This is a genomic window from Nocardia sp. CDC160 (genome assembly GCF_035818795.1).
Lineage (GTDB): Bacteria > Actinomycetota > Actinomycetes > Mycobacteriales > Mycobacteriaceae > Nocardia.
The window spans coordinates 337,285-355,982 of sequence record NZ_JAYKYT010000003.1 but is presented as its reverse complement, the minus strand read 5'-3'; the positions used below and the strand labels follow the sequence as shown (position 1 = coordinate 355,982).

General features: G+C 67.9%; 18 protein-coding genes. 13 read left to right on the top strand and 5 right to left on the bottom strand.

Features of this window, described 5'->3' with window-relative positions; translation table 11 throughout:
- Positions 1-47 precede the first annotated feature (47 nt).
- From VMT40_RS16235 to VMT40_RS16225, 3 genes are read left to right on the top strand one after another with little or no spacing between them, the layout of a single operon-like run.
- Entirely contained in the window at positions 48-1,565 is a 1,518-nt protein-coding gene (locus VMT40_RS16235) for a hypothetical protein (protein ID WP_326359009.1), read from the top strand.
- A complete protein-coding gene (locus tag VMT40_RS16230; protein WP_326359008.1) occupies positions 1,562-1,855 on the top strand; it encodes a hypothetical protein in 294 nt (97 codons plus the stop codon). Before VMT40_RS16235 ends, VMT40_RS16230 begins: the two co-directional genes overlap by 4 nt.
- Positions 1,852-2,799 carry an ARPP-1 family domain-containing protein gene (locus VMT40_RS16225; protein WP_326359007.1) on the top strand — a complete coding sequence of 316 codons (948 nt, stop codon included), beginning with the start codon at positions 1,852-1,854 and terminating at the stop codon, positions 2,797-2,799. The genes VMT40_RS16230 and VMT40_RS16225 overlap by 4 nt, the downstream gene beginning before the upstream one ends.
- Positions 2,800-3,008: 209 nt before the next feature.
- Here VMT40_RS16225 and VMT40_RS16220 read toward each other — a convergent pair whose 3' ends face one another.
- On the bottom strand, positions 3,009-3,614 hold the full coding sequence (locus tag VMT40_RS16220) for a maleylpyruvate isomerase family mycothiol-dependent enzyme (protein ID WP_326359005.1): 606 nt from the start codon (positions 3,612-3,614) through the stop codon (positions 3,009-3,011).
- 123 nt (positions 3,615-3,737) lie between these two features.
- Positions 3,738-4,100: a hypothetical protein gene (locus VMT40_RS16215; protein ID WP_326359004.1), complete on the bottom strand. Its 363-nt coding sequence runs from the start codon at positions 4,098-4,100 to the stop codon at positions 3,738-3,740.
- Positions 4,101-4,406: 306 nt separating this feature from the next.
- Here VMT40_RS16215 and VMT40_RS16210 point away from each other — a divergent pair, with 306 nt between their 5' ends.
- The 4 genes from VMT40_RS16210 (at position 4,407) to VMT40_RS16195 (ending at position 8,727) form a co-directional block, all read left to right on the top strand.
- The gene (locus VMT40_RS16210; RefSeq protein WP_326359002.1) at positions 4,407-5,540 is read left to right on the top strand and encodes an LLM class flavin-dependent oxidoreductase; all 1,134 of its coding nucleotides are present in this window, start codon (positions 4,407-4,409) and stop codon (positions 5,538-5,540) included.
- Between the two features lie 8 nt (positions 5,541-5,548).
- Positions 5,549-6,202 (top strand): FMN reductase, encoded by a 654-nt coding sequence (locus tag VMT40_RS16205; protein WP_326359001.1) that lies wholly within the window; start codon positions 5,549-5,551, stop codon positions 6,200-6,202.
- Positions 6,203-6,231: 29 nt separating this feature from the next.
- Entirely contained in the window at positions 6,232-7,218 is a 987-nt protein-coding gene (locus VMT40_RS16200) for a DUF5996 family protein (RefSeq protein ID WP_326359000.1), read from the top strand.
- A gap of 135 nt (positions 7,219-7,353) precedes the next feature.
- Positions 7,354-8,727: a bifunctional lysylphosphatidylglycerol flippase/synthetase MprF gene (locus VMT40_RS16195; RefSeq protein WP_326358999.1), complete on the top strand. Its 1,374-nt coding sequence runs from the start codon at positions 7,354-7,356 to the stop codon at positions 8,725-8,727.
- 22 nt (positions 8,728-8,749) lie between these two features.
- On the opposite strand, the gene VMT40_RS16190 is transcribed toward VMT40_RS16195, so the two are convergent.
- Genes VMT40_RS16190 through VMT40_RS16180 form a run of 3 tightly spaced genes read right to left on the bottom strand, consistent with a single transcriptional unit; the run spans position 8,750 to position 10,700 of the window.
- The gene (locus VMT40_RS16190) at positions 8,750-9,502 is read right to left on the bottom strand and encodes an alpha/beta fold hydrolase (RefSeq protein WP_326358998.1); all 753 of its coding nucleotides are present in this window, start codon (positions 9,500-9,502) and stop codon (positions 8,750-8,752) included.
- 21 nt (positions 9,503-9,523) lie between these two features.
- The gene (locus VMT40_RS16185) at positions 9,524-10,273 is read right to left on the bottom strand and encodes an SDR family oxidoreductase (RefSeq protein ID WP_326358996.1); all 750 of its coding nucleotides are present in this window, start codon (positions 10,271-10,273) and stop codon (positions 9,524-9,526) included.
- Between the two features lie 46 nt (positions 10,274-10,319).
- The gene (locus VMT40_RS16180) at positions 10,320-10,700 is read right to left on the bottom strand and encodes a hypothetical protein (RefSeq protein WP_326358995.1); all 381 of its coding nucleotides are present in this window, start codon (positions 10,698-10,700) and stop codon (positions 10,320-10,322) included.
- A 206-nt stretch (positions 10,701-10,906) separates the two neighbouring features.
- On the opposite strand from VMT40_RS16180, the gene VMT40_RS16175 reads away from it, so the two are divergent.
- The 6 genes from VMT40_RS16175 (at position 10,907) to VMT40_RS16150 (ending at position 18,151) form a co-directional block, all read left to right on the top strand.
- Positions 10,907-11,467 carry a sigma-70 family RNA polymerase sigma factor gene (locus VMT40_RS16175; RefSeq protein ID WP_326358994.1) on the top strand — a complete coding sequence of 187 codons (561 nt, stop codon included), beginning with the start codon at positions 10,907-10,909 and terminating at the stop codon, positions 11,465-11,467.
- 74 nt (positions 11,468-11,541) lie between these two features.
- Positions 11,542-12,003, top strand: coding sequence for a QcrA and Rieske domain-containing protein (locus VMT40_RS16170; RefSeq protein ID WP_326358992.1), 462 nt, complete (start codon positions 11,542-11,544; stop codon positions 12,001-12,003).
- Between the two features lie 294 nt (positions 12,004-12,297).
- Entirely contained in the window at positions 12,298-14,010 is a 1,713-nt protein-coding gene (locus tag VMT40_RS39375) for an N-acetylmuramoyl-L-alanine amidase (protein WP_442789991.1), read from the top strand.
- Between the two features lie 358 nt (positions 14,011-14,368).
- Positions 14,369-15,388 carry an Hsp70 family protein gene (locus tag VMT40_RS16160; protein ID WP_326358991.1) on the top strand — a complete coding sequence of 340 codons (1,020 nt, stop codon included), beginning with the start codon at positions 14,369-14,371 and terminating at the stop codon, positions 15,386-15,388.
- 158 nt (positions 15,389-15,546) lie between these two features.
- Positions 15,547-16,551 carry an AurF N-oxygenase family protein gene (locus VMT40_RS16155; protein ID WP_326358990.1) on the top strand — a complete coding sequence of 335 codons (1,005 nt, stop codon included), beginning with the start codon at positions 15,547-15,549 and terminating at the stop codon, positions 16,549-16,551.
- 16 nt (positions 16,552-16,567) lie between these two features.
- Entirely contained in the window at positions 16,568-18,151 is a 1,584-nt protein-coding gene (locus tag VMT40_RS16150; protein ID WP_326358989.1) for an FAD-dependent oxidoreductase, read from the top strand.
- The last annotated feature ends 547 nt before the right edge of the window (positions 18,152-18,698 follow it).

The window sequence follows — 18,698 nt, the reverse complement described above, 5'->3', positions numbered from 1 at the left end:
ACCGAAAATCAATGGATTATCCGGTGCGGCGCTTTCATACTCGCAGGGTGAACACCGCAGTCATTCTCGACCACTTCCGCACCCACGGCGCGCCCCTGACGCTGTCCCGGGCCGGTGTCGTGGCGTGGGACGATGCGGAATTCCACCGAACCGCTTACGCCGCCGATCCGGAGCACTACCTACTGCTCGCCCTGGTCCCCGGCGTGACGGAACACCAGCGTGCCCGCGCCCTGCTCCAGACCTTGCTGAACTCGCGCGCCGACCTACCCGAGCCCACCCGGGTCGTGCTCGACAAGGCCACGCGCGCGCTGCTTTTCGGCCTGCCGCCCGCCCAGGTGATCACCGTGCTGCTGGCCGCCCGCCGCCTGCGCGCCAATCACAAGCACGTCACCCGCGCGATCCTCACCTTCGTGCTCGATCACCCGGACGCCGAACTACTCATTGCCGCACGGCGACCCGCCCTGGTGGACTGCTTCGAGCACGCACTCGGCAAGAACACCGCGCGCGGCTGCCTGCGCCAACTCGAGACGGGCAACACCGACTCCCCCGAGCTGCATCGAAAGCTGCAGCGATTCACCACGAATCCGGCCCAGGCAATCGAGCGCGTGCGCCAGCTGTACGCCCCCGGCACCCACGGTGTCCCCGTACTCACCGACCCGGTCACCCCGCTGAATCCCACGCGCGAGCGCGAGCCCATCGTCACCGTCACCAACCGCGGCGACATCGCCGCCACCCTGGTCCACCTCTACCGAGGCGGCTCGGCGGCCGAATTGGGTTCGGCGCTCGCCGCATACACCGGAGCGGTGACCGACACCCTCCCGCGACTGGACAGCCACATCGCCGTGGTCCTGGACACCTCGGAGTCCATGCGTGGCTACGGTGACCGCGAATGGGCGCTGCTCTCCCAGGCCGAGGCCCTGCGCCTGATCCTGACCCGAGTGTGCGCCCAGCTCACGGTGATCGAGGTCGGCGGCGGCCAGTCGGCTCCCACCGACCTGGCCCACGGCGTCCTCGACGCCCTGGTCGCCCGCACCACGGTCGCCCGCACGGGCGCGACGGTGACCGGGATGGGCGGACATGGTGCCGCCTCCTTCACCTATGCGAGTGCGACGCGAGCCGGGACGGGTGGAATTGATGCCGCGTCGTTCGCCGACGCGGGCGCGACGGCGTCCGACGTGACCCAGGTCGGCGGCGTCACGGCGGAGGGCCGCGAGGGGAGCGAGCCGGTCGCCGCGAGCGGTGACCTCGGCGCGCCAGATCTGGTGGTTGTCGTGACCGACGGGTATGAGAACCGGCTACCCGGTGATCTGGCGCGCGTCGCGGCGACCCTGCCCGCGATCGGCATCAGCACGCCGATCGTGGTGTGTCAGGCCATGTTCACCGGCAGCGACGACCGCACCCTGCGCGATCCTGCCCCGGCCCTGCCCAGCATCGGCTTCTGGCATCAGGACGATTTCGCGGCTCTTCTGCCGTGGCTGTTCGCACGCACACCGGCGGGCGCGGAATGGATCCGCGCTACCGCCCGCCGTTTCCTCGACACCACTCCGGAAGGAGTTGCCCGATGACCAGACTCGGCACCGACCTGCGCGCTGTTCGCCCGGACGTGTTCGGGACGCGCTCCGCCGCGGCCGACCGAGCACCCGTACTCGCCGAAGCGCGCGGAACCCTCGCGAGTCCGCCGATGGAAAGCGTTGTGCGCGTGCGGAAGTCATCGTCTCGCGGCGGACTCGCCTCGGCTCTCGAGACCGTCGTCCGCCTCGGTGGACCGCTCTGGTTCGAGAGCGGCCTCATCACCCAACTCGACGCCTTCACGCAGTCGGCCGGTCCGGCCGACCGGATCGGAGCGACACCATGACTCGTCTGGACACGCTCCTACGCGCGCCGGTGGATCTGGCCGGATACCGGCTGGGTGTGCCGCAGGTCGCGGGGGCACTCACGATGGTGCCGGTTCATGGGCCGGAGCGGCCCGGGATCGTGCCGCCGCGGTCGGGGTTGAAGCTGAATCGCGTGGTGGGATACGGCAGTGTGGAGCTGCACAATGGGGCCGCTTCGGGGGTTGCCATCGTGCCGTTGCACATTGGGTACATCCAGGAGGGCGCGCAGAATCACGCGCTGTGCTCGGCCGCGCTCATGGGCGCGGGCGAGACCCGGCTCTTCGAGGACGCGTGCTGTGTGCAGGCGGCGCAGGGCGGGTATCTGCAGGGCCGCGATCAGTGGTTCTTCGTGCTGCCGGTGGAGCTGCGTGCCAAGGCGTTGGCGTTGCGCGGGCAGCCGGGGTACTCCAAGCTGTGGCAGGACATTTCGGCGGTGAACAGCCGCTACGGGCTGCCCGCCCGCGGGCACCTGGAGCAGATCCTCACCCGCAAGCGGGCGGTGCTCACCCAGTTCCGCAGCCGCCTCGAGCTGCTGCCCGGACAGCTGGGCGCGGTGTTCTTCATCGGCGACAAGTTCGCGGGCCTGGAGATCGCGCCGGACCCGCGCTACTTCGCCGAAATGTGGATGCCCCTGGTGTGTTTCGCCTACGGCGTCGCCGCCTGGCAAGCCGAGCCGCCCCGCCCGGACGCCGACCCGTTCCAGGCGACCGACCTCGCCACCCTGCGCGCCGAACTGAACCGCAGCCGCGACCAACACGCGGAAAGCCTGCGCGACCGCATGCCCACCGACACCGAAATGTACAGCGTCGAACAGGAGCGCTACCTGAACCTGCGCCTGCACACCCTCACCGGTACCCAACTGGCCGGACAGGTAGTCACCAAAAACGACCGCCCCATCTACGCCTCACTATTCGCGATCCATTAAATAGGTTGCACCACAACCGAATACGGTCTTGAATATCGAGTACGGGAACTGAGCCGGGCACGGCGGGATCCACCGTCATTCCAGATGATGAATCCGCCTGAAAGCGAGAACGCCCCGCCACCGCGTCGGCCACCTGTCCCGTCCTTACTCCGAAATGCCCGGCGAGCCGAAACTCGCCGGGCATTTCCTATTTCGCGTTCACCGACGGCCTACAGGCGACTCCGCAGAGTGGGCAGGCCGGGGCCGGTGAGGTCGTCGCAGTAGTCGGCGCGTCCGGCCATGGCCATGGTGAGGGCGATGGTTGGGCCCGTGACGAGGGGGCCCGTTCCGGTGGTGAAGGGGCCGTCGGTGGCCGCGAGTCGGAGGCCCTTGATCGCGGTGTGGCTGGCGACGGTGAAGTTTCGGGAGGCGTAGAAGCGGGCGACTTCGGTGGCGGCCTCGATCGAGGGGGTGCGGGGGAGGGACAGGGGGCGGCGGATGTCTTGGGCGTGGACCACCACTTCGCCGAGCCAGGCCGGGGTTTGGCGGGCGGAGGGGGAGGTGGTGCTGGAGATGATGGCGCGGAAGCGGTCCAAGGTTTCCGCGGGGGTTGTGCCGCGGTGTGCGGCGACCTGGCGGGCGTTGTGCTCATCGAAATCGAAGCGCGCGCCGAGCACGCTGAGCAGCCAGCGCAACCGGCCGTTGCTCGCCGCGGCGGTCAGATGGGCGACGACCTCTTCCACGGTCCACTTCCCGCACAACGAGGGCGCGGCCCACTGGTCATCGGTCAGTCCGGCGAGATCGTCGGCCAGCGCGGCCCGTTCGGCATGCGCCATCGCCCACAACTCATTACGAGAAACAGCATTCGACACCCGAGGAACCTCTCAGCTCGGCGGCACGGCCGCAGATCGTCTTCGATCTACAGACGCCGCGATTCGATCGAATTCATCGGTCCCACTTCAGTGCGCCGTGGACAACGCGGGCGTTCGCTGACGCGTTTCGTCCTCGGCACACGTGGTGGCCAGGGCGCGACGGCGATTGGTGCGGACCGCCGCGCTGAAGAGCTGATACTCGGCCGAGGGCACGCAGACCTCGCGGTACGGGTGGCGGGTCGCGACGCGGCGGTGCGAGCCGGGAATGACGACGCCGCGCCGGGCGCCGGGACCGGATTCCTGGGCGCGCACCCACCGCTGCATGCTCCGGGAGTCGATACTGGGCAGGTATTCCACCGCTCGATCCCATTCCAGGCCCTCCACCTGCCTCGGATCGGCGACCGCGGTCACGACAACGGCGTATGCCGTACCGACGGTGTTGTCCGCCATTGGAACTACCCCCTGTCCATGCTCGTGATCTCCGGCGTTGCGCGGGGAAAATTCAGGATACGTCGAAAGATCTTGCACTACTGGGTGTTTCGCTGTACCCACAGGTAGTTTGCGGGTACTGCGCAGTCTCCGGCAGACCGAATGCGGCAGGTGCCGCCCGGATTTCGCACCCGTGACGCGGGTTGCCCGCGATGCGCGGGAGTGGCGCGAATCACGCCCCGATCCGGCCCCGGAATACCCCGGAAACCCCCTATGTTCAAGTGGTTGCCATATCCACCAAACGTGGATGCGACCCGAGGAGGACCCGTGCAGTTCGGAATTTTCAGCGTCGGCGACGTGACGATGGACCCCACCAACGGGCGCACCCCGAGCGAGGCCGAGCGCATCCAGGCCATGGTGCGGATCGCGCTCAAGGCCGAGGAAGTCGGCCTCGACGTCTTCGCGACCGGCGAGCACCACAACCCGCCGTTCGTGCCGTCCTCGCCCACGACCATGCTCGGCTACATCGCGGCGAAGACCGACCGTCTGGCCCTGTCCACCGCGACCACCCTCATCACCACCAACGACCCGGTCAAGATCGCCGAGGACTTCGCCATGCTGCAGCACCTCGCGGGCGGCCGAGTGGACCTCATGATGGGCCGCGGCAATACCGGACCGGTGTATCCCTGGTTCGGCAAGGACATTCGCGAGGGCGTCCCGCTCGCGGTGGAGAACTACCACCTGCTGCGTCGCCTGTGGCGCGAGCGGAACATCAACTGGGAGGGCAAGTTCCGCACCCCGCTGCAGGGCTTCACCGCCACCCCCGCGCCGCTGGACGACACCCCGCCGTTCGTGTGGCACGGCTCCATCCGCTCGCCCGAAATCGCCGAGCAGGCCGCCTATTACGGCGACGGGTTCTTCCACAACAACATCTTCTGGAACGCCGAGCACACCAGGCAGATGGTGACCCTCTACCGCCGCCGCTTCGAGCACTACGGGCACGGCGCGGCCGAGCAGGCCATCGTCGGGCTGGGCGGGCAGGTCTTCATGGCCGAGACCGAGGCCGAGGCCAAGCGAATCTTCCGCCCCTACTTCGACAATGCGCCGGTGTACGGGCACGGCCCCTCGCTCGAGGACTTCACCGAGCTGACCCCGCTCACCGTGGGCACCCCCGAGCAGGTCATCGAGCGCACCCTGGGCTTCGCCGACAACGTGGGTGACTACCAGCGACAGCTGTTCCTGATGGACCACGCGGGCCTGCCACTGGAGCTGGTGCTCGAGCAGATCGAGATCCTCGGCACCCAGGTTGTTCCGGTGCTGCGCAAGGAATTCGAGGCGCGCCGCCCCGCGCACGTGCCCAGCGATCCGCCCACCCACACCTCGCTGGTCGCCGCCGGACCCGACGACCCGCACCGCCTGGTCGAGCCCGCCCGTGCGCGCATGCTCGCCGAAAAGAATTGAGGAACACCGTGAGTCGCACACTGGTAGTACTGACCGCCGGACTCTCGCAGCCCTCCTCCACCCGGTTGCTCGCCGACCAGCTCGCCGCCGCGGTCACCGCGGCGGTGGGCGGTCGCGGGGAGGCCCTCGACGTGGAGGTGATCGAATTGCGAGAGCTGGCAAGCGATCTCGCCACCACCATGACCACCGGGGTACCCACGCCCGCCGTGGCCGCGGCCCGGCAGCGAGTCTCGGACGCGGACGGCCTCATCGCGGTGACCCCGGTGTTCACCGCCAGCTACAGCGGCCTGTTCAAGATGTTCGTCGACATCCTCGACACCGACGCGCTCAATGCCATGCCGGTCCTGATCGCCGCCACCGCGGGCACCGCCCGGCATTCGATGGTGCTCGATTTCGCCCTGCGCCCGCTGTTCAGCTATCTGCGGGCAGTCGTCGTACCGACCGGCGTCTTCGCCGCCACCGAGGACTTCGGCTCCACCGGACTGTCCGAGCGCGTGCACCGCGCGGCCGCGGAACTGGCCCAGCTCATCGTCGCCGAACCCAGCGGCGTGCAGGGCTTCCTGCAGGACGAGCCGGTCCGGCACCGGACCTCGGGCAATGGCGTCGGCGCGGTGCGTCCGTTCAGCGAGCTGCTGGCCGGGCACACCGGCGACGGCAGGTAACCAATTGATAGCTGGGTAGCATGACCGCCATGGCCGATTCCCCAGGGACCACCTACTCCGGCGATATCCTGCCCGCCATTCCGCTCGATTCCTGGCGGCCGACCAAGGAAACCCTGCACCGCTTCGCCCAGATCATCGGCAAGGTGGCCCTCGCGAAGGGCATCAGGCGCAATCACTGGTGGCACATGACCTACCGCCTGACCGCCCGCGGCTGGACCACCGTGCCCCTGGGCACCGCATCCCAAGGGCCCGTATTCACCTGCGCCTTCGACTTCTTCGACCACGTGCTGCGGTTGTCCAACGACCGCGGCACGCAGGAAGAGATCCCCCTGACCGACCAGTCGGTGGCCAGCTTCTACATCGAGGCCATGAACGGCCTGCGCAACCTCGGCGTGGAGGTGGAACTGGCCCATCCCACCCCCTTCGACCTGCCCGACCACGGGCGGCCGTTCGACGAGGACGAGGAACACCACACCTACGACCCCGGGGCCGTGCGCCGCGCCTTCCACGTGCAGAGCCAGGTGGGCCGCATCCTGGAGCAGTTCAGCGCCACCTACTCGGGCAAGATCTCCCCGGTCCAAGTGTTCTGGCACACCTTCGATCTGGCGGTACAGCGCTTCTCCGACCGCAAGATCGACATGCCCGACAGTGTGGATCCGGTGACGCGCGAAGCCTATTCCCGCGAGGTGATCAGCGCCGGATTCTGGTTCGGCGACGACAAGGTGCCCGAACCCACCTTCTACTCCTACACCGCGCCCGAACCGGCCGGACTCGCCGATCAGCCGCTGCGCCCCGCCGCGGCCCACTGGGTGGCCTCGGGTTCGGGGCACAGCGCCTACCTGCCTTACGACGACGTCCGCGCGGCCTCCGACCCGGTCGCGACGGCGCTGGACTTCTTCCAGTCCGCCTACGACGCGGGCGCGCGTCTCGCGGGTTGGGATGCTGTCGGTCTGGCCTGCCACAATGGCATCACCGATCCCGTGTTGACCTCACCGAGTCTGGGGTGGCCGCAATAGCTCCGCCCGGCGCGCCCGGAATAACCACATGCCCCGAATCGCTGCTCCGGCATAGTGTGTCGAAGAGGAGATGCGGGAGGATCACCATGGGGAGAGAGCCCATGAGGCTTTCGCGCGCGCAGGAGAGGGGTCCACATGCGTGAGGAACGCATACCGAATCCGACGCTGACCGCGTATCGGGAGACCACCTTCACCGCCGGTCCGAACACCCGGGTCGGCCTGATGGGTGCGCTGGTGCTGGGCAGCGTCATTCTGGTGTGGGCGGCCGAACGCGCCTCGCGGGAGGGCAATGATCACGGCTGGTTCGTGGCGGTGTCCTTCGCCGGACTGTTCGTGGCCCGCGGGTTGTACCTGCGTCGGCCCGTCACCCTGCCGCATCTGACCGTCGCGGCCATGACGCTGGTGATCTCCAATTTCAGCTACCGCACCGATCATCCGGTCGTCGGGTTCGTCTTCCTGGCGGCCAGCGGTGCGATCCTGGTGCTGCCGCAGGGCAGCAAACCGCAGCCCGAACAGCTGCCGCGGGTGGCCGATCTGGTGCGGCGCAGCCAGGGGGATCCCTTGGCTCCCTTCGCACTCCACTCGTCCAAGAGCTACTTCTTCAATGCCGACGGCTCGGCCGCCATCGCCTATCGCGCCCGCCTCGGAATCGCCGTCGTCTCCGGCGATCCCATCGGGGAGGCCGACCGCTTCCCCGAATTGCTCACCGAATTCTCGCTTTTCGCGGGTAGCCACGGCTGGAAGATCGCGGTGCTGGGCGCGAGCCCGGAGGTCACCCAGGCCTGGCAACGGCGCGCGGTCGACCATCGCGGGCTGCGGTCCATCGCCATCGGCCGCGACGTGGTCATCGAGGTCGGCCATTTCGACCTGGTGGGCCGCAAGTTCCGCAATCTGCGCCAGGCGGTGAGCCGTACCAAGAACTTCGGCGTCACCACCGAGATCCTGCCCGAGGTCGCGCTCACCGAACCGCAGCGCGAGACACTGCTCTCGATCGTCGACGAATGGGGACACGGGCGGCAGACCCGCGGCTTCTCCATGATCCTCGACCACCTGCTCGACGGCCGACACCCGGGAATGCTGGTGGTCACGGCCAGCGACGCCGACGGGCGCGTGGTCGGATTCCAGCGCTACGGCGTCTCCGGCAATGGCCAGGAACTCAGTCTGGACGTGCCGTGGCGACGGCACGACGCCCCGAACGGGCTCGACGAGCGCATGATCGTGGATCTGGTCGAGTACGCGCGCGAACACGGGATCAAACGAATCTCGCTGGCGTTCGCGGCGTTTCCGGAGATCTTCGCCGACAAGCAGCGGTCGCGAACCATGCAGGCGGTGTATCTGGCGGTGCGGCTGGGCGATCCGCTCATCAGGCTCGAATCGCTGTACCGATTCCTGCGGAAGTTCAACTCCTTCGGCAATCAGCGCTACGTGCTGCTGCGCTGGCGCGAGATAGTGATCGTGGCGCTGGCGCTGCTCAGCCTGGAGTTCGTCCCGCATCGCAAGCAGTACTGAGGTTCTCACTTCGCCGAAGTTCTCACTTCAGGAAGTCGACCAGGGTTTCGGAAAAGCGGGGGTCGGCGACGGCCGCGAGGTGATCGCCGGAGACGACCACGCACCGGGCATCGGGCAGGGCGGCGGCGAGACGTTCGGGTTCGGCGGCGAACGGATCGCGGTCGCCCGCCAGCACCAGGGTGGGAATCGTAATGCCGGAGAGGCTTTCGATCGGTGCCTCGTTGAGACCGGTCGCCACCATGGCGATGGCCTCGCGATCCACGCCGAGCGCATCGGCCAGAATGCGGAACATGCGCGCGTTGGGCGCGATGCGCGCGAGGTCGGCGGTCATGGCGTCGACGATGTCGGAGGAATTGATGACGCGCCAGTCGATTCCGCCGCAGTCCACCACACCGCAGCCGATGCCGCCGATGACCAGCCGCTCCACCCGCTGGTCGGCGTCGGCGACCAGCAGCGAGATGATGCCACCCATCGAGTAGCCCACCAGCGCAACCCGATCCAGGCCGAGCTCATCGAAGAGCGCCCGGACATCATCGGCCATGGCCCGCCACGAGTACCGGGCCGCGTCGTGCGGCTTCTCCGAGCGTCCGTGCCCGCGCGCGTCCAGCGAAATGACGTGTCGTCCGGCCCGCCGCAGCGCCGCCACCACACCGACGCTCATCCAATTGGCATTGGTATCGGCCACAATCCCGTGCTGCAACACCACCGGAACGCCCTCGCCCTCCCAGACGGTGTAGTTGAGCTCCAACCCGTCCCAGGTGGTGAACTTCGCCATGGCGGCGATGCTAGCGGGAGATCAGCCCATGCGGGCCATGATCGCGCGAGGAAGCAGCGGCATCGCCAAACCGAGCACCCGCCAAGGCCATTCGGGCACCGAGGCGCGGACCGCCTCGCGCTCGATGGCCGCGACCATGGAATCGACGCCCTTGTCCAAGGGGACGACCAGCTTGGCGTCCCCGGCCTTCGCGGACATGTCGGTGGCGATGAAGCCGGGCTGGACCGTAGTGACTTTCATCGGGGTGCCGCGCAATTCGATGGCCAGCCCCTCGCCCAATGCCGTCACGCCCGCCTTGCTGGCCGCGTAGGCCGCCTTCTTGCCGGGCAGTCCGCGCACCGCGCTCATGGAGGAGATGAGCACCAGGTGCCCGGCGTTCTGCTGCCGGAAGATGCCCATGGCCGCCTCGGCCTGCGCCAGGGCGCTCACGAAATTGGTGGTGGCGGTGGCGAGATTGGCGTCCGCGCGCCCGGTGCCGATGCGCGCGCCCTTGCCGATCCCGGCATTGACGATGATCCGGTCCAGGCCGCCGAGTTCGGCGCGCAATTCCTCGAAGACCTTCGGAATCGCGGCGTGGTCGTCGACGTCGAGCCCGCGCACCGCGACGGTGATCCCCGGATGGGCGGCCAGCAGCTCCGCGCGCAGCTCCTCCAGGTTCGAGACCCGTCGGGCACACAGCGCGAGATCGCGCCCGCGCCGCGCGAACTCGCGGGCCATGCCCGCGCCCAAACCCGAGCTGGCACCGGTGATGAGAATCTTGCGCCTGGTCATGCCGTCACCCTAGCGGTGTCGCGGCGATTCCTTCACCGGAGAAGGGTTATCCGGCCGAGCCGGTATTGGGCCGGGCGGGCGCGAGGTGCCAGGCGCCGCAGTTCTCGGTGGAGAACCCCACGTCGGTCGCCTTGATCTCCACGGTGATCGGCTTCACGCGGGTGAAATCGCTGGCGATGATGTAGTAGTTCGGGTCCGGATAATCCTGGGCGGTCTGGATTTTCCACAGTCGCCGCCAGAAGCACGCGCCCGTGGCGGGATCCGGTGTCCCATCACCGATATAGATCCCAGGTTTGATATCCACATTGACCACATAGGTGCCGTCCACCGTGATATCGGTGGCCGGTTCGGCGGCCGCGATTCCGGATGCGGCCATTGTCAGCGCGGAAGCGAAGGCTCCCGCGGCCACAAGCGCGCCTGCACGCACGATGTCCTCCCTGAGCAGCTCACTTGCGTCGCACGAGCCTCGCGAACCGGTGGGCACGGTTCCCGGCGTGCGGCGTTGGGTGATCCCCGCGTCTCCCGGGGAGGGGTCTATCAGAAAATGCGGTCTGTTTTCAGGAAATCGGACCGATTCGAGTGAATCCACAATCGTGAGCGATGCCCTTTTGGGCTCGCGAACGATATTCAGGCATGGGAAGTCCTCGCGCGGTCGCGACCGGATGCGCCGCCCCGCACTGCGCCCGGCTGTGCACGGAGGCGGGTCTGGCGGCCGTGCTCGCCGCCGATCGCGGCCTGCTGCACTGGCGGGCCATGAGCCGCCTCGGCGACCCGGGCCTGGCCGAACACGCCGTGCAGGAGACCCTGCTGCGCGCCTGGCGCGCCTGCGCCAGCTACGACCCGAATCGTGGCAGCGTGCGCACCTGGCTGTTGACCATCGAACGCAATGTCCTCACCGACATCGCCCGCTTCCGGGCCTCCCGCCCCGGCGACAGCAGCTGGGACGAAATCGGGGAACAGGCCGAAAATCACTGCGCGCGGCCCGATTTCGTGGAAGATCTGACCGACGGGCTGCTGGTGGCGGAGCTGCTGGCCCAGCTTCCGGCGGCCCAGCGGGATGCCGTCGTGCAGGTCATCCTGCGCGATCGCGCCTACCAGGATGTGGCCGCCGAACTGGGAATTCCGGTGGGCACGGTCAAGACTCGCGTGCACTACGCGCTGCGGTCGCTGCGCCGATTGCCGGTGTGCGCCTGAACCGGTAGCGCCTCCCGCACGTCCAACAACTGTGACCGAGCCGCACCGGCTCGGCCCCGAGCGAGGAGTTACCGATGACCGACACCTTCCCGGGCCCCGGCGGATTCGCCGTGGACCGCCGCACCGCCCTGGCCGCCACCGCGGTCGCCGCCACCGCGCTCACGGTGGCCGGATGCAGCAGCACCTCCAGCCAACCGGCCTCGGCCGCGCCCACCGCCACCTCGGCCAAGGCCCCGGTTCCGGCCAAGAAGCAGGGCGGCGACGCGCTCGCCAATACCGCGGACGTGCCGGTCGGCGGCGGCGTCATCAGCGGCGACACGGTCATCACCCAGCCGACCGCGGGCTCGTTCCAAGGGTTCTCCTCGACCTGTACCCACCTGGGCTGCAAGGTGAACGAGGTGACCAACGGGTTGATCAAGTGCCCGTGCCATGGCAGCAGCTACCACCTGGACGGGACGGTCGCCAGCGGGCCCGCGCCGCGCGCGCTGGATTCGAAGGCCATCAAGGTCGACGGGGACAAGATCGTTTCGGCCTGATTCGTCACGTATTCGTCGGATCACCCCGGCGAGTTTCTGAGGGTTTCTCGGGCGCGTCGCCTCGGACCCAGCGGTCGCTTGCGAGATAGTGGGCGCGGTGGTCGTTTGCCCGCTGCGTGCGGCGGTGCCCTGAGCAGCGGGTTTGGGCGTCTGACCACAAGTAACGGTTCCATCACGGAGCTTGCCAGAAGGTAACTGATGTTGCCAGAGTGCTGTGTGAGCTCGAAGTGAATAGCTGGGTCTGGTGTTACTAGTGGGAAGGGAGGGGCGCTCCGCCCCGAGCGCCGTCCGCTTATGAAGCCAAGCATCACTAAGGCCGGAATCTGTACCGCCGTCACCGCGGCGGCCATCACGACCGTGACCGGGCTCGTCCCGGTCGCCGCCCTGGCCGCGCCCGCGCTGCCGGAACTGCCGCAGAAACTCGCCGGGAAGACCGTCTTCCTGGACCCGGGCCACCAGGGCCCCAACCACACTCAGGATGTGAACAAGCAGGTCAGCGATGGCCGCGGTGGCACCAAGGCGTGCCAGACCACGGGCATGACCAGCCTGCACGGCATGGCCGAACACACCATCAACTGGAATGTCGCGCAGCTGGTGCGCACCTCGCTCGAGGGGCTCGGCGCGAAGGTCGTCCTGAGCCGCCCCGACGACACCGGCTGGGGCGGCTGCATCGACGATCGTGCCAAGGCCGCCAATGCCTCCGGCGCGGATGTCGCCGTGAGCATCCACGCCGACAGCGGGCCCGCCGACGGGCACGGCTTCCACCTCATCGTGCCGCAGCTGCCGGTGCCCGACGCCAAGGTCAACGAGGTGCAGTCCGGTGCCGGGCTGATCGCCACCAAGGCCATGCGCGACGCCTACGTGCAGGGCGGATATCAGGCCGCCACCTACAACGGTGCCGTCGACGGACTGCAGACCCGCTCCGATATCGCCGGTCCCGCACTGACTTCCGTGCCGGACGTGTTCCTCGAAATGGGCAATGGCGCCAATGCCGAGGACGCGGCGCAGCTGGAGTCGCCGGAGGGACAGCTCAAGCACGCGGTCACCATTGTGACCGGGCTGGCGTCGTACCTGCTCGGCGTGCCGGTGCCCGCCGAGAGCGCGTCGGAGCCGGGAACTCAACCGGGACAGCAGGTTCCGGCCGAGCCCGCACAGGCGCAGGTGCCCGCGCCGAACCCGGCGCAGCCCGCACCGGCGGCTCCGGCCCAGCCCGCTCCGGCGCAGACTCCGCAGACGCCGCAGGCGGCGGTTCCGGCTCCGCAGGTGCAGCCGCAGGCTCAGGCCCCGCAGTCCCAGCCGCAGGCTCAGGCCCCGCAGGTGCAACCGCAGGCCCAGGTTCCGGGGCAGGACCGGACGCCCGCGCAGCCGGGACAGGTTCCGGCACAACCGGGTTCGGCTCCGGCGCAGCCCGCGCAGGCCCCGCAGCTTCCGACTCCCGCCGAGGTGAGTCCGGAGCGGGCGGGTACGCCGCAGACCGCGGACGGACTGCAGGTCTTCCAGCAGCTGGCCGATCAGTTCCTGAACTGGGAGCAGCAGGCCCAGCAGGGCGGCCCGGCCGCGCCGCAAGCCGCGGTGCCGCAACCCGCTGCGCCGCAGGCGGTTCCGGCGCAGCCCGGCAAGGAGCCCGCGAAACCCGGTGCGGCACCGGCGGTGAAGCCCATCGCCGATCAGCGCGCGCCGCGGCAATCGCCCGGCACTCCGGCTGCTCCGCAGACGCCGTCCCCGGCCGCGCCCGGCGCGCAGTCGAATCCGGGCGCGCAGGCGAATCCGGGGGCGCAGGCGAATCCGGGCGCGCAGTCCCCGTCGACCGACAAGAACTCCAAGTCCGACGGTTTCGACGTGGACACCATGAGCACGCTCGTGCAGTCGGCCCTCAAGTTCTTCGGCCCGCTGGCCAAGATGCTCATGGGCAATACGGGTATCGCCCCGGACCTGATCAATCTGGCCTACAGCGTGGTGTCGGTGCTCAGCTCGAACATGTTGAAGACGCCCACCACCGTCAACTGAACCCGCGAGGTCCGATCGCCCCCGCCCCGAATCCCTCGGGGCGGGGGCGATTGTCGTCGGCAGTCACATCCGAACCGTTCGGCACCTTCCGTCCCGTATCCGGCGAACCGACGAAGCCAGGCAAACATTGCGCGATCCGAACGCGCGCGGTCTATATCGCCCTCGTCTGCCTGGACAGCATGGTTGTAAGGACAAGGCGGCGCACGAGCGGACAACCTCGTGTCCGGTGGTTGGCAAGCATTCGGCGCAGGAGTTGCATGAATTGGGGTCGGGTCGGATGGCTGGCGACAGCGGTCATTTCACAGCGGGCTCGACCCGATGAGGGACTGGTAGATCGAGGTGGATGATGGCGTTCGGTGTGGGCTTGTCTATCGGCACGGTCAATACGGTTTGCTCCACGGCGGCCGATCGATCGGCGAAACATCCGCCCGGTCGCCGCGGCGGCGTCGGCGCTCCGCCGACCACTTGGCGCACCACCCTCACCTTCGATAGTTCGGGCACCGCGCGCGTCGGGCGGATTCCCCGGCACGGGCGGGTGATCACCGAATTCGCCGATCTCACCCAGCGTGGCGCACCGGTCGCCCGGGTCGGGCACCGCGCGCTCTCGGCCGCCGATCTGGTGGCGACCGTCGCCCACAGCGTGGTCTCGGAGGTGCTCGGGCAACCTCCGGCCGGACCGCTCGATGCCGGTGACGTCGGTATCGCGGTGACCCATCCGGCGGGTTACTCCGCCAATCTGGTCGCCGATCTACGCACCGCCCTCGACGGTGTCGGTCTGACTCACGCCGCCCTGTTGGCCGAGCCGATCGCCGCCGCCACCTGGTTGGCCGCCGAACGCGGGCCGCTCACACCGGGTTTGGCGCTGGTCTACGACCTCGGTGGGTCCGGGCTGGACATCACCCTGCTCCGGGTGGGCATGGGCGCGCCGAGCAATCCGGTCGTCGGATTGCCGCTGCACTCGGTCGAATACGGTGGCCGCGCCTTCGGTGACATGGTGGCGCGCAAGCTGCGGCGCACGGCCGGATCGCAGGTGGTGCCGCGCGGACTTTCGGACGCGGATTCGGGTGAGCTGCGCAGCGAGCACATTCGCCGCTCGCTGGGCTTGGTCTACAAATGCCTGCGCATCGCGGACGTGACCATGGCCGATGTGGATCGCATCCTGGTGGTCGGCGGCGCGGCCCGCCCGCCCGAGGTGGCGCAGGTCCTGGCCAAGGAACTCGCCCGCCCGGTGGTGGTGGCCTCCGATCCCGAACGCACCATCGCCGACGGCGCGGCCATCGCGGCCAAGCAGTCCCTGCTCGAGCACGATTCCTCGAACCACCGCCATCACTCGCTCTCCGGCCTGTTCCGGCGTGTCACCCGGGTGGCCGCGCTCTGAACTGATCATTTGCCCTGCTACCGGCGGGTTGGCATGGATTCGTGTGCTGACCCGCGCTAGCTCGTGCAAGCATTCTGCGAGCACGTTGTTGACGACTCTTCAGTTTGGTGTAACCATGGGGCACAGATAAAAGCTTTTCTACTGAAGAGGTGACGACGATGTCTCCGACCACGACGCCCGTTGACGACCCCGTGGTTGCCGAAGCTCAGGAGTACGCCAACAAGCTGCTGCTCCTCTCGGAGGGGTCGGTGAACAAGCACTTCGACCCCTACGAGGACATCGACTGGGAGAACCCCGATTTCGACGCCGATGCCCGCCCCGAACGCTGGATCCTGCCCGAGTCTGCCGACCCGCTCGGCCGTCATCCCTGGTACCAGGGCCTGAGCGACGAGCAGAAGATCGCGATCGGCAAGTACCGCCAGGCCAATATCGCCAAGGTCGGCCTGCAGTTCGAATCCATCCTGATCAGCGGCATGGTGAACCACACCTTCGGACTCGCCAACGGTGACCCGGAGTTCCGGTATTGCACCCACGAGATGTCCGAGGAACTCAACCACACCCTGATGTTCCAGGAGATGGTCAACCGCATCGGCGCGGATGTGCCGGGCATGGGTCCGCTGGTGCGCCAGCTGCGCTTCCTCGGTGTGCCCGTCGCGATCATGTTCCCGAATCTGTTCTTCATGGCGGTGCTCGCCGGTGAGGAGCCGATCGACCACATTCAGAAGCAGATCCTGCGCTCGGGTGAGGAGGTGCACCCGATCATGCGCGGCGTCATGTCGATTCACGTCGCCGAGGAGGCGCGCCACATCTCCTTCGCGCACGAGTTCCTCAAGCAGCATGTGCCGGAGGGGAACGTGGCCAATCGCTTCGTGCTCTCCCTCGCCATGCCGATCGTCATGTTCATTCTGGGCCGCTCCATCGCGACTCCGCCCCGGAAGTTCTTCCGCGAGTTCGACATTCCCGAGACGGTGCGCAAGGAGCTGTTCTACGGCTCCAAGGAGGCCAAGCAGGTCTTCAGCGACTACTTCATCGACGTGCGCGCGCTGGCCACCGAGATCGGGCTGATGAACCCGATCGCCAAGCAGGTGTGGAAGCTCTTCCGCATCGACGGCCCGGCCTCGCGCTACCGCTCGGAGCCGATTCGCTCCGGCAAGGCCGCGTAGGAAGGGGGAACGTCCAGTGCCGTACGTTGTCACCCAATCCTGTTGCAGCGACGCCTCGTGCGTCTACGCCTGCCCGGTCAACTGCATTCATCCGACGCCGGACGAGCCGGACTTCCTGACTGCGGAGATGCTCTACGTCGATCCGCAGGCCTGCGTGGACTGCGGGGCGTGCGCCACCGCGTGCCCGGTGGACGCCATTACGTCGTCGAAAAAGCTGACCTCGGAACAGCTTCCGTTCATCGAGATCAATGCCGACTTCTACCGGCAGGAGCGGCCGCGGCCGCTGCTGGCCAAGCCGGTTCCGGCCGCGGCCGTCAAGCCGGGGCGGGAACCGTTGCGGGTGGCCATTATTGGGTCCGGGCCCTCGGCCATGTACGCGGCCGACGAATTGCTCACGCAGCCGGGCGTTTCCGTGACGGTGTTCGACAAGGTGACCACGCCCTACGGGCTGGCCCGGTTCGGTGTCGCGCCCGATCACACCAAGACCCGCAAGGTGGGGCAGCTCTTCGATGTGATCTCGGCGCAGCCGGGGTTCGGGTCCTATCTGAATGTGAATGTGGGCGAACATGTTTCGCACGAGGAGTTGCTGGCGCACTACCACGCGGTGATCTACGCCGTCGGCGCGTCCTCGGATCGCAAGCTCGGGATCGCGGGGGAGGGGTTGCCGGGCAGCGCCTCGGCGACCGACTTCGTGGCCTGGTACAACGGGCACCCGGAGCAGGCGGGACGATATTTCGACCTGTCAGGGCGGCGCGCGGTGATCGTGGGCAATGGCAATGTGGCCCTCGATGTGGCGCGCATGCTGACCACCGATCCGGAGCTGCTCGTCGGTACCGAGATGTCGCAGCGGGCGCTGAATGCCTTGCGGCGCAGCGCTATCGAGGAGGTCGTGATCCTCGGGCGGCGCGGTCCGGCCGAATCCGCCTTCACCGTGCCGGAATTCGTGGGCCTGCTGGGCGCGGATGTCGACATTGTGGTGGAGGGTGAGATTCCCGAACCGGTCGAGGGCATGTCGCAGAAGGTCGAGCACAAGCTGAAGCTGTTGCGGGGCTTGGCGGATCGTCCCGTTCTCGGGCGCAAGCGCATTGTCTTCCGGTATCTGTCCGCGCCCACGGCCATCCTCGGCGTGGATCGGGTCACCGGGGTCGAGGTGGTGCGCAATGAGCTCGTCACCGGAGACGACGGCAGCGTGCACGCGGTCGCGACCGAGGATGTCGAGACGATCGAGACCGGGCTGGTGCTGGCCTCGGTCGGCTATCGCGGTGTCGCGCTGGCGGGGCTGCCCTTCGACGAGCGGGCCGGGATCATCCCGAACGCGGACGGCCGGGTGACCGAGGAGTCCGGCGGTGCGGTGGTGCCCGGTACCTATGTCACCGGCTGGATCAAGCGCGGGCCGACCGGGTTCATCGGCACCAACAAGTCGTGCGCGCAGCAGACGGTGCGTCAGCTGGTGGACGACTTCAATGCCGGTCGGTTGGCTCAACCCGTCCGCAGCGCAGGAGATTTCGACCGACTGGTCGGTGAGCGTCAGCCGCATGCCATTCGTGGCGGCGCGGTGAACCGCCCCCGACGGAAGCTACCCCTATTGGTGCGTCGCTGATCCACCCCCTCGGCGATGCCCACCGGAGGCCGCCGTACGCGAACCCCCTGCGCGTACGGCGGCCTTCGTCGTTCCGGTGCGTTTCTGGCCGGATTCCACCTCGGTGGCAGGGGACCCGGCCACAAGCATGCCGCGATGACCGGGTCGGGTAGCGCCGCTCCTGTGCCGCGGGGCTGACTTTTTGTGCCGGGCAACGTATCCGGTGGAGGGTCGGCTGCGAATCTTCGTCGCCCGTGCGTACGCAACGTACCGATGCTGTTGTGTGAGTTGTAATGCCGCGTTTGCTCGCGACGACATGATCGGTAGTAGAGAAGATTTCGTCGCGAATCACGGACGGTGCAGCGGCCCGCGTGGGGGATTCCCGGGTAGCTACCGACCAGTGATCGGTAATCCGCACTCCCAAACTGACGATGCGGTTTGGTTTTTCGGACACTCTTTGCCTACCGGTTGGTATGAATATTTTGTTCGCTGTGCTGTAGCCACCGAGAAAGACTGTTCGGTTGCTTTTGTCGCACAGTCGGATTCGATCTTGCTTGGAACATTGCCT

What these genes read in the sequence shown, in the direction of transcription:
- VMT40_RS16200 (WP_326359000.1), top strand. Translation starts at nt 6,232, where the DNA reads ATGGCCGATTCCCCAGGGACCACCTACTCCGGCGATATCCTGCCCGCC.
- VMT40_RS16220 (WP_326359005.1), bottom strand. Translation starts at nt 3,614, where the DNA reads ATGGCGCATGCCGAACGGGCCGCGCTGGCCGACGATCTCGCCGGACTG.
- VMT40_RS16190 (WP_326358998.1), bottom strand. Translation starts at nt 9,502, where the DNA reads ATGGCGAAGTTCACCACCTGGGACGGGTTGGAGCTCAACTACACCGTC.
- VMT40_RS16170 (WP_326358992.1), top strand. Translation starts at nt 11,542, where the DNA reads ATGACCGACACCTTCCCGGGCCCCGGCGGATTCGCCGTGGACCGCCGC.
- VMT40_RS16175 (WP_326358994.1), top strand. Translation starts at nt 10,907, where the DNA reads ATGGGAAGTCCTCGCGCGGTCGCGACCGGATGCGCCGCCCCGCACTGC.
- VMT40_RS39375 (WP_442789991.1), top strand. Translation starts at nt 12,298, where the DNA reads ATGAAGCCAAGCATCACTAAGGCCGGAATCTGTACCGCCGTCACCGCG.
- VMT40_RS16225 (WP_326359007.1), top strand. Translation starts at nt 1,852, where the DNA reads ATGACTCGTCTGGACACGCTCCTACGCGCGCCGGTGGATCTGGCCGGA.
- VMT40_RS16185 (WP_326358996.1), bottom strand. Translation starts at nt 10,273, where the DNA reads ATGACCAGGCGCAAGATTCTCATCACCGGTGCCAGCTCGGGTTTGGGC.
- VMT40_RS16155 (WP_326358990.1), top strand. Translation starts at nt 15,547, where the DNA reads ATGTCTCCGACCACGACGCCCGTTGACGACCCCGTGGTTGCCGAAGCT.
- VMT40_RS16230 (WP_326359008.1), top strand. Translation starts at nt 1,562, where the DNA reads ATGACCAGACTCGGCACCGACCTGCGCGCTGTTCGCCCGGACGTGTTC.
- VMT40_RS16215 (WP_326359004.1), bottom strand. Translation starts at nt 4,100, where the DNA reads ATGGCGGACAACACCGTCGGTACGGCATACGCCGTTGTCGTGACCGCG.
- VMT40_RS16195 (WP_326358999.1), top strand. Translation starts at nt 7,354, where the DNA reads ATGCGTGAGGAACGCATACCGAATCCGACGCTGACCGCGTATCGGGAG.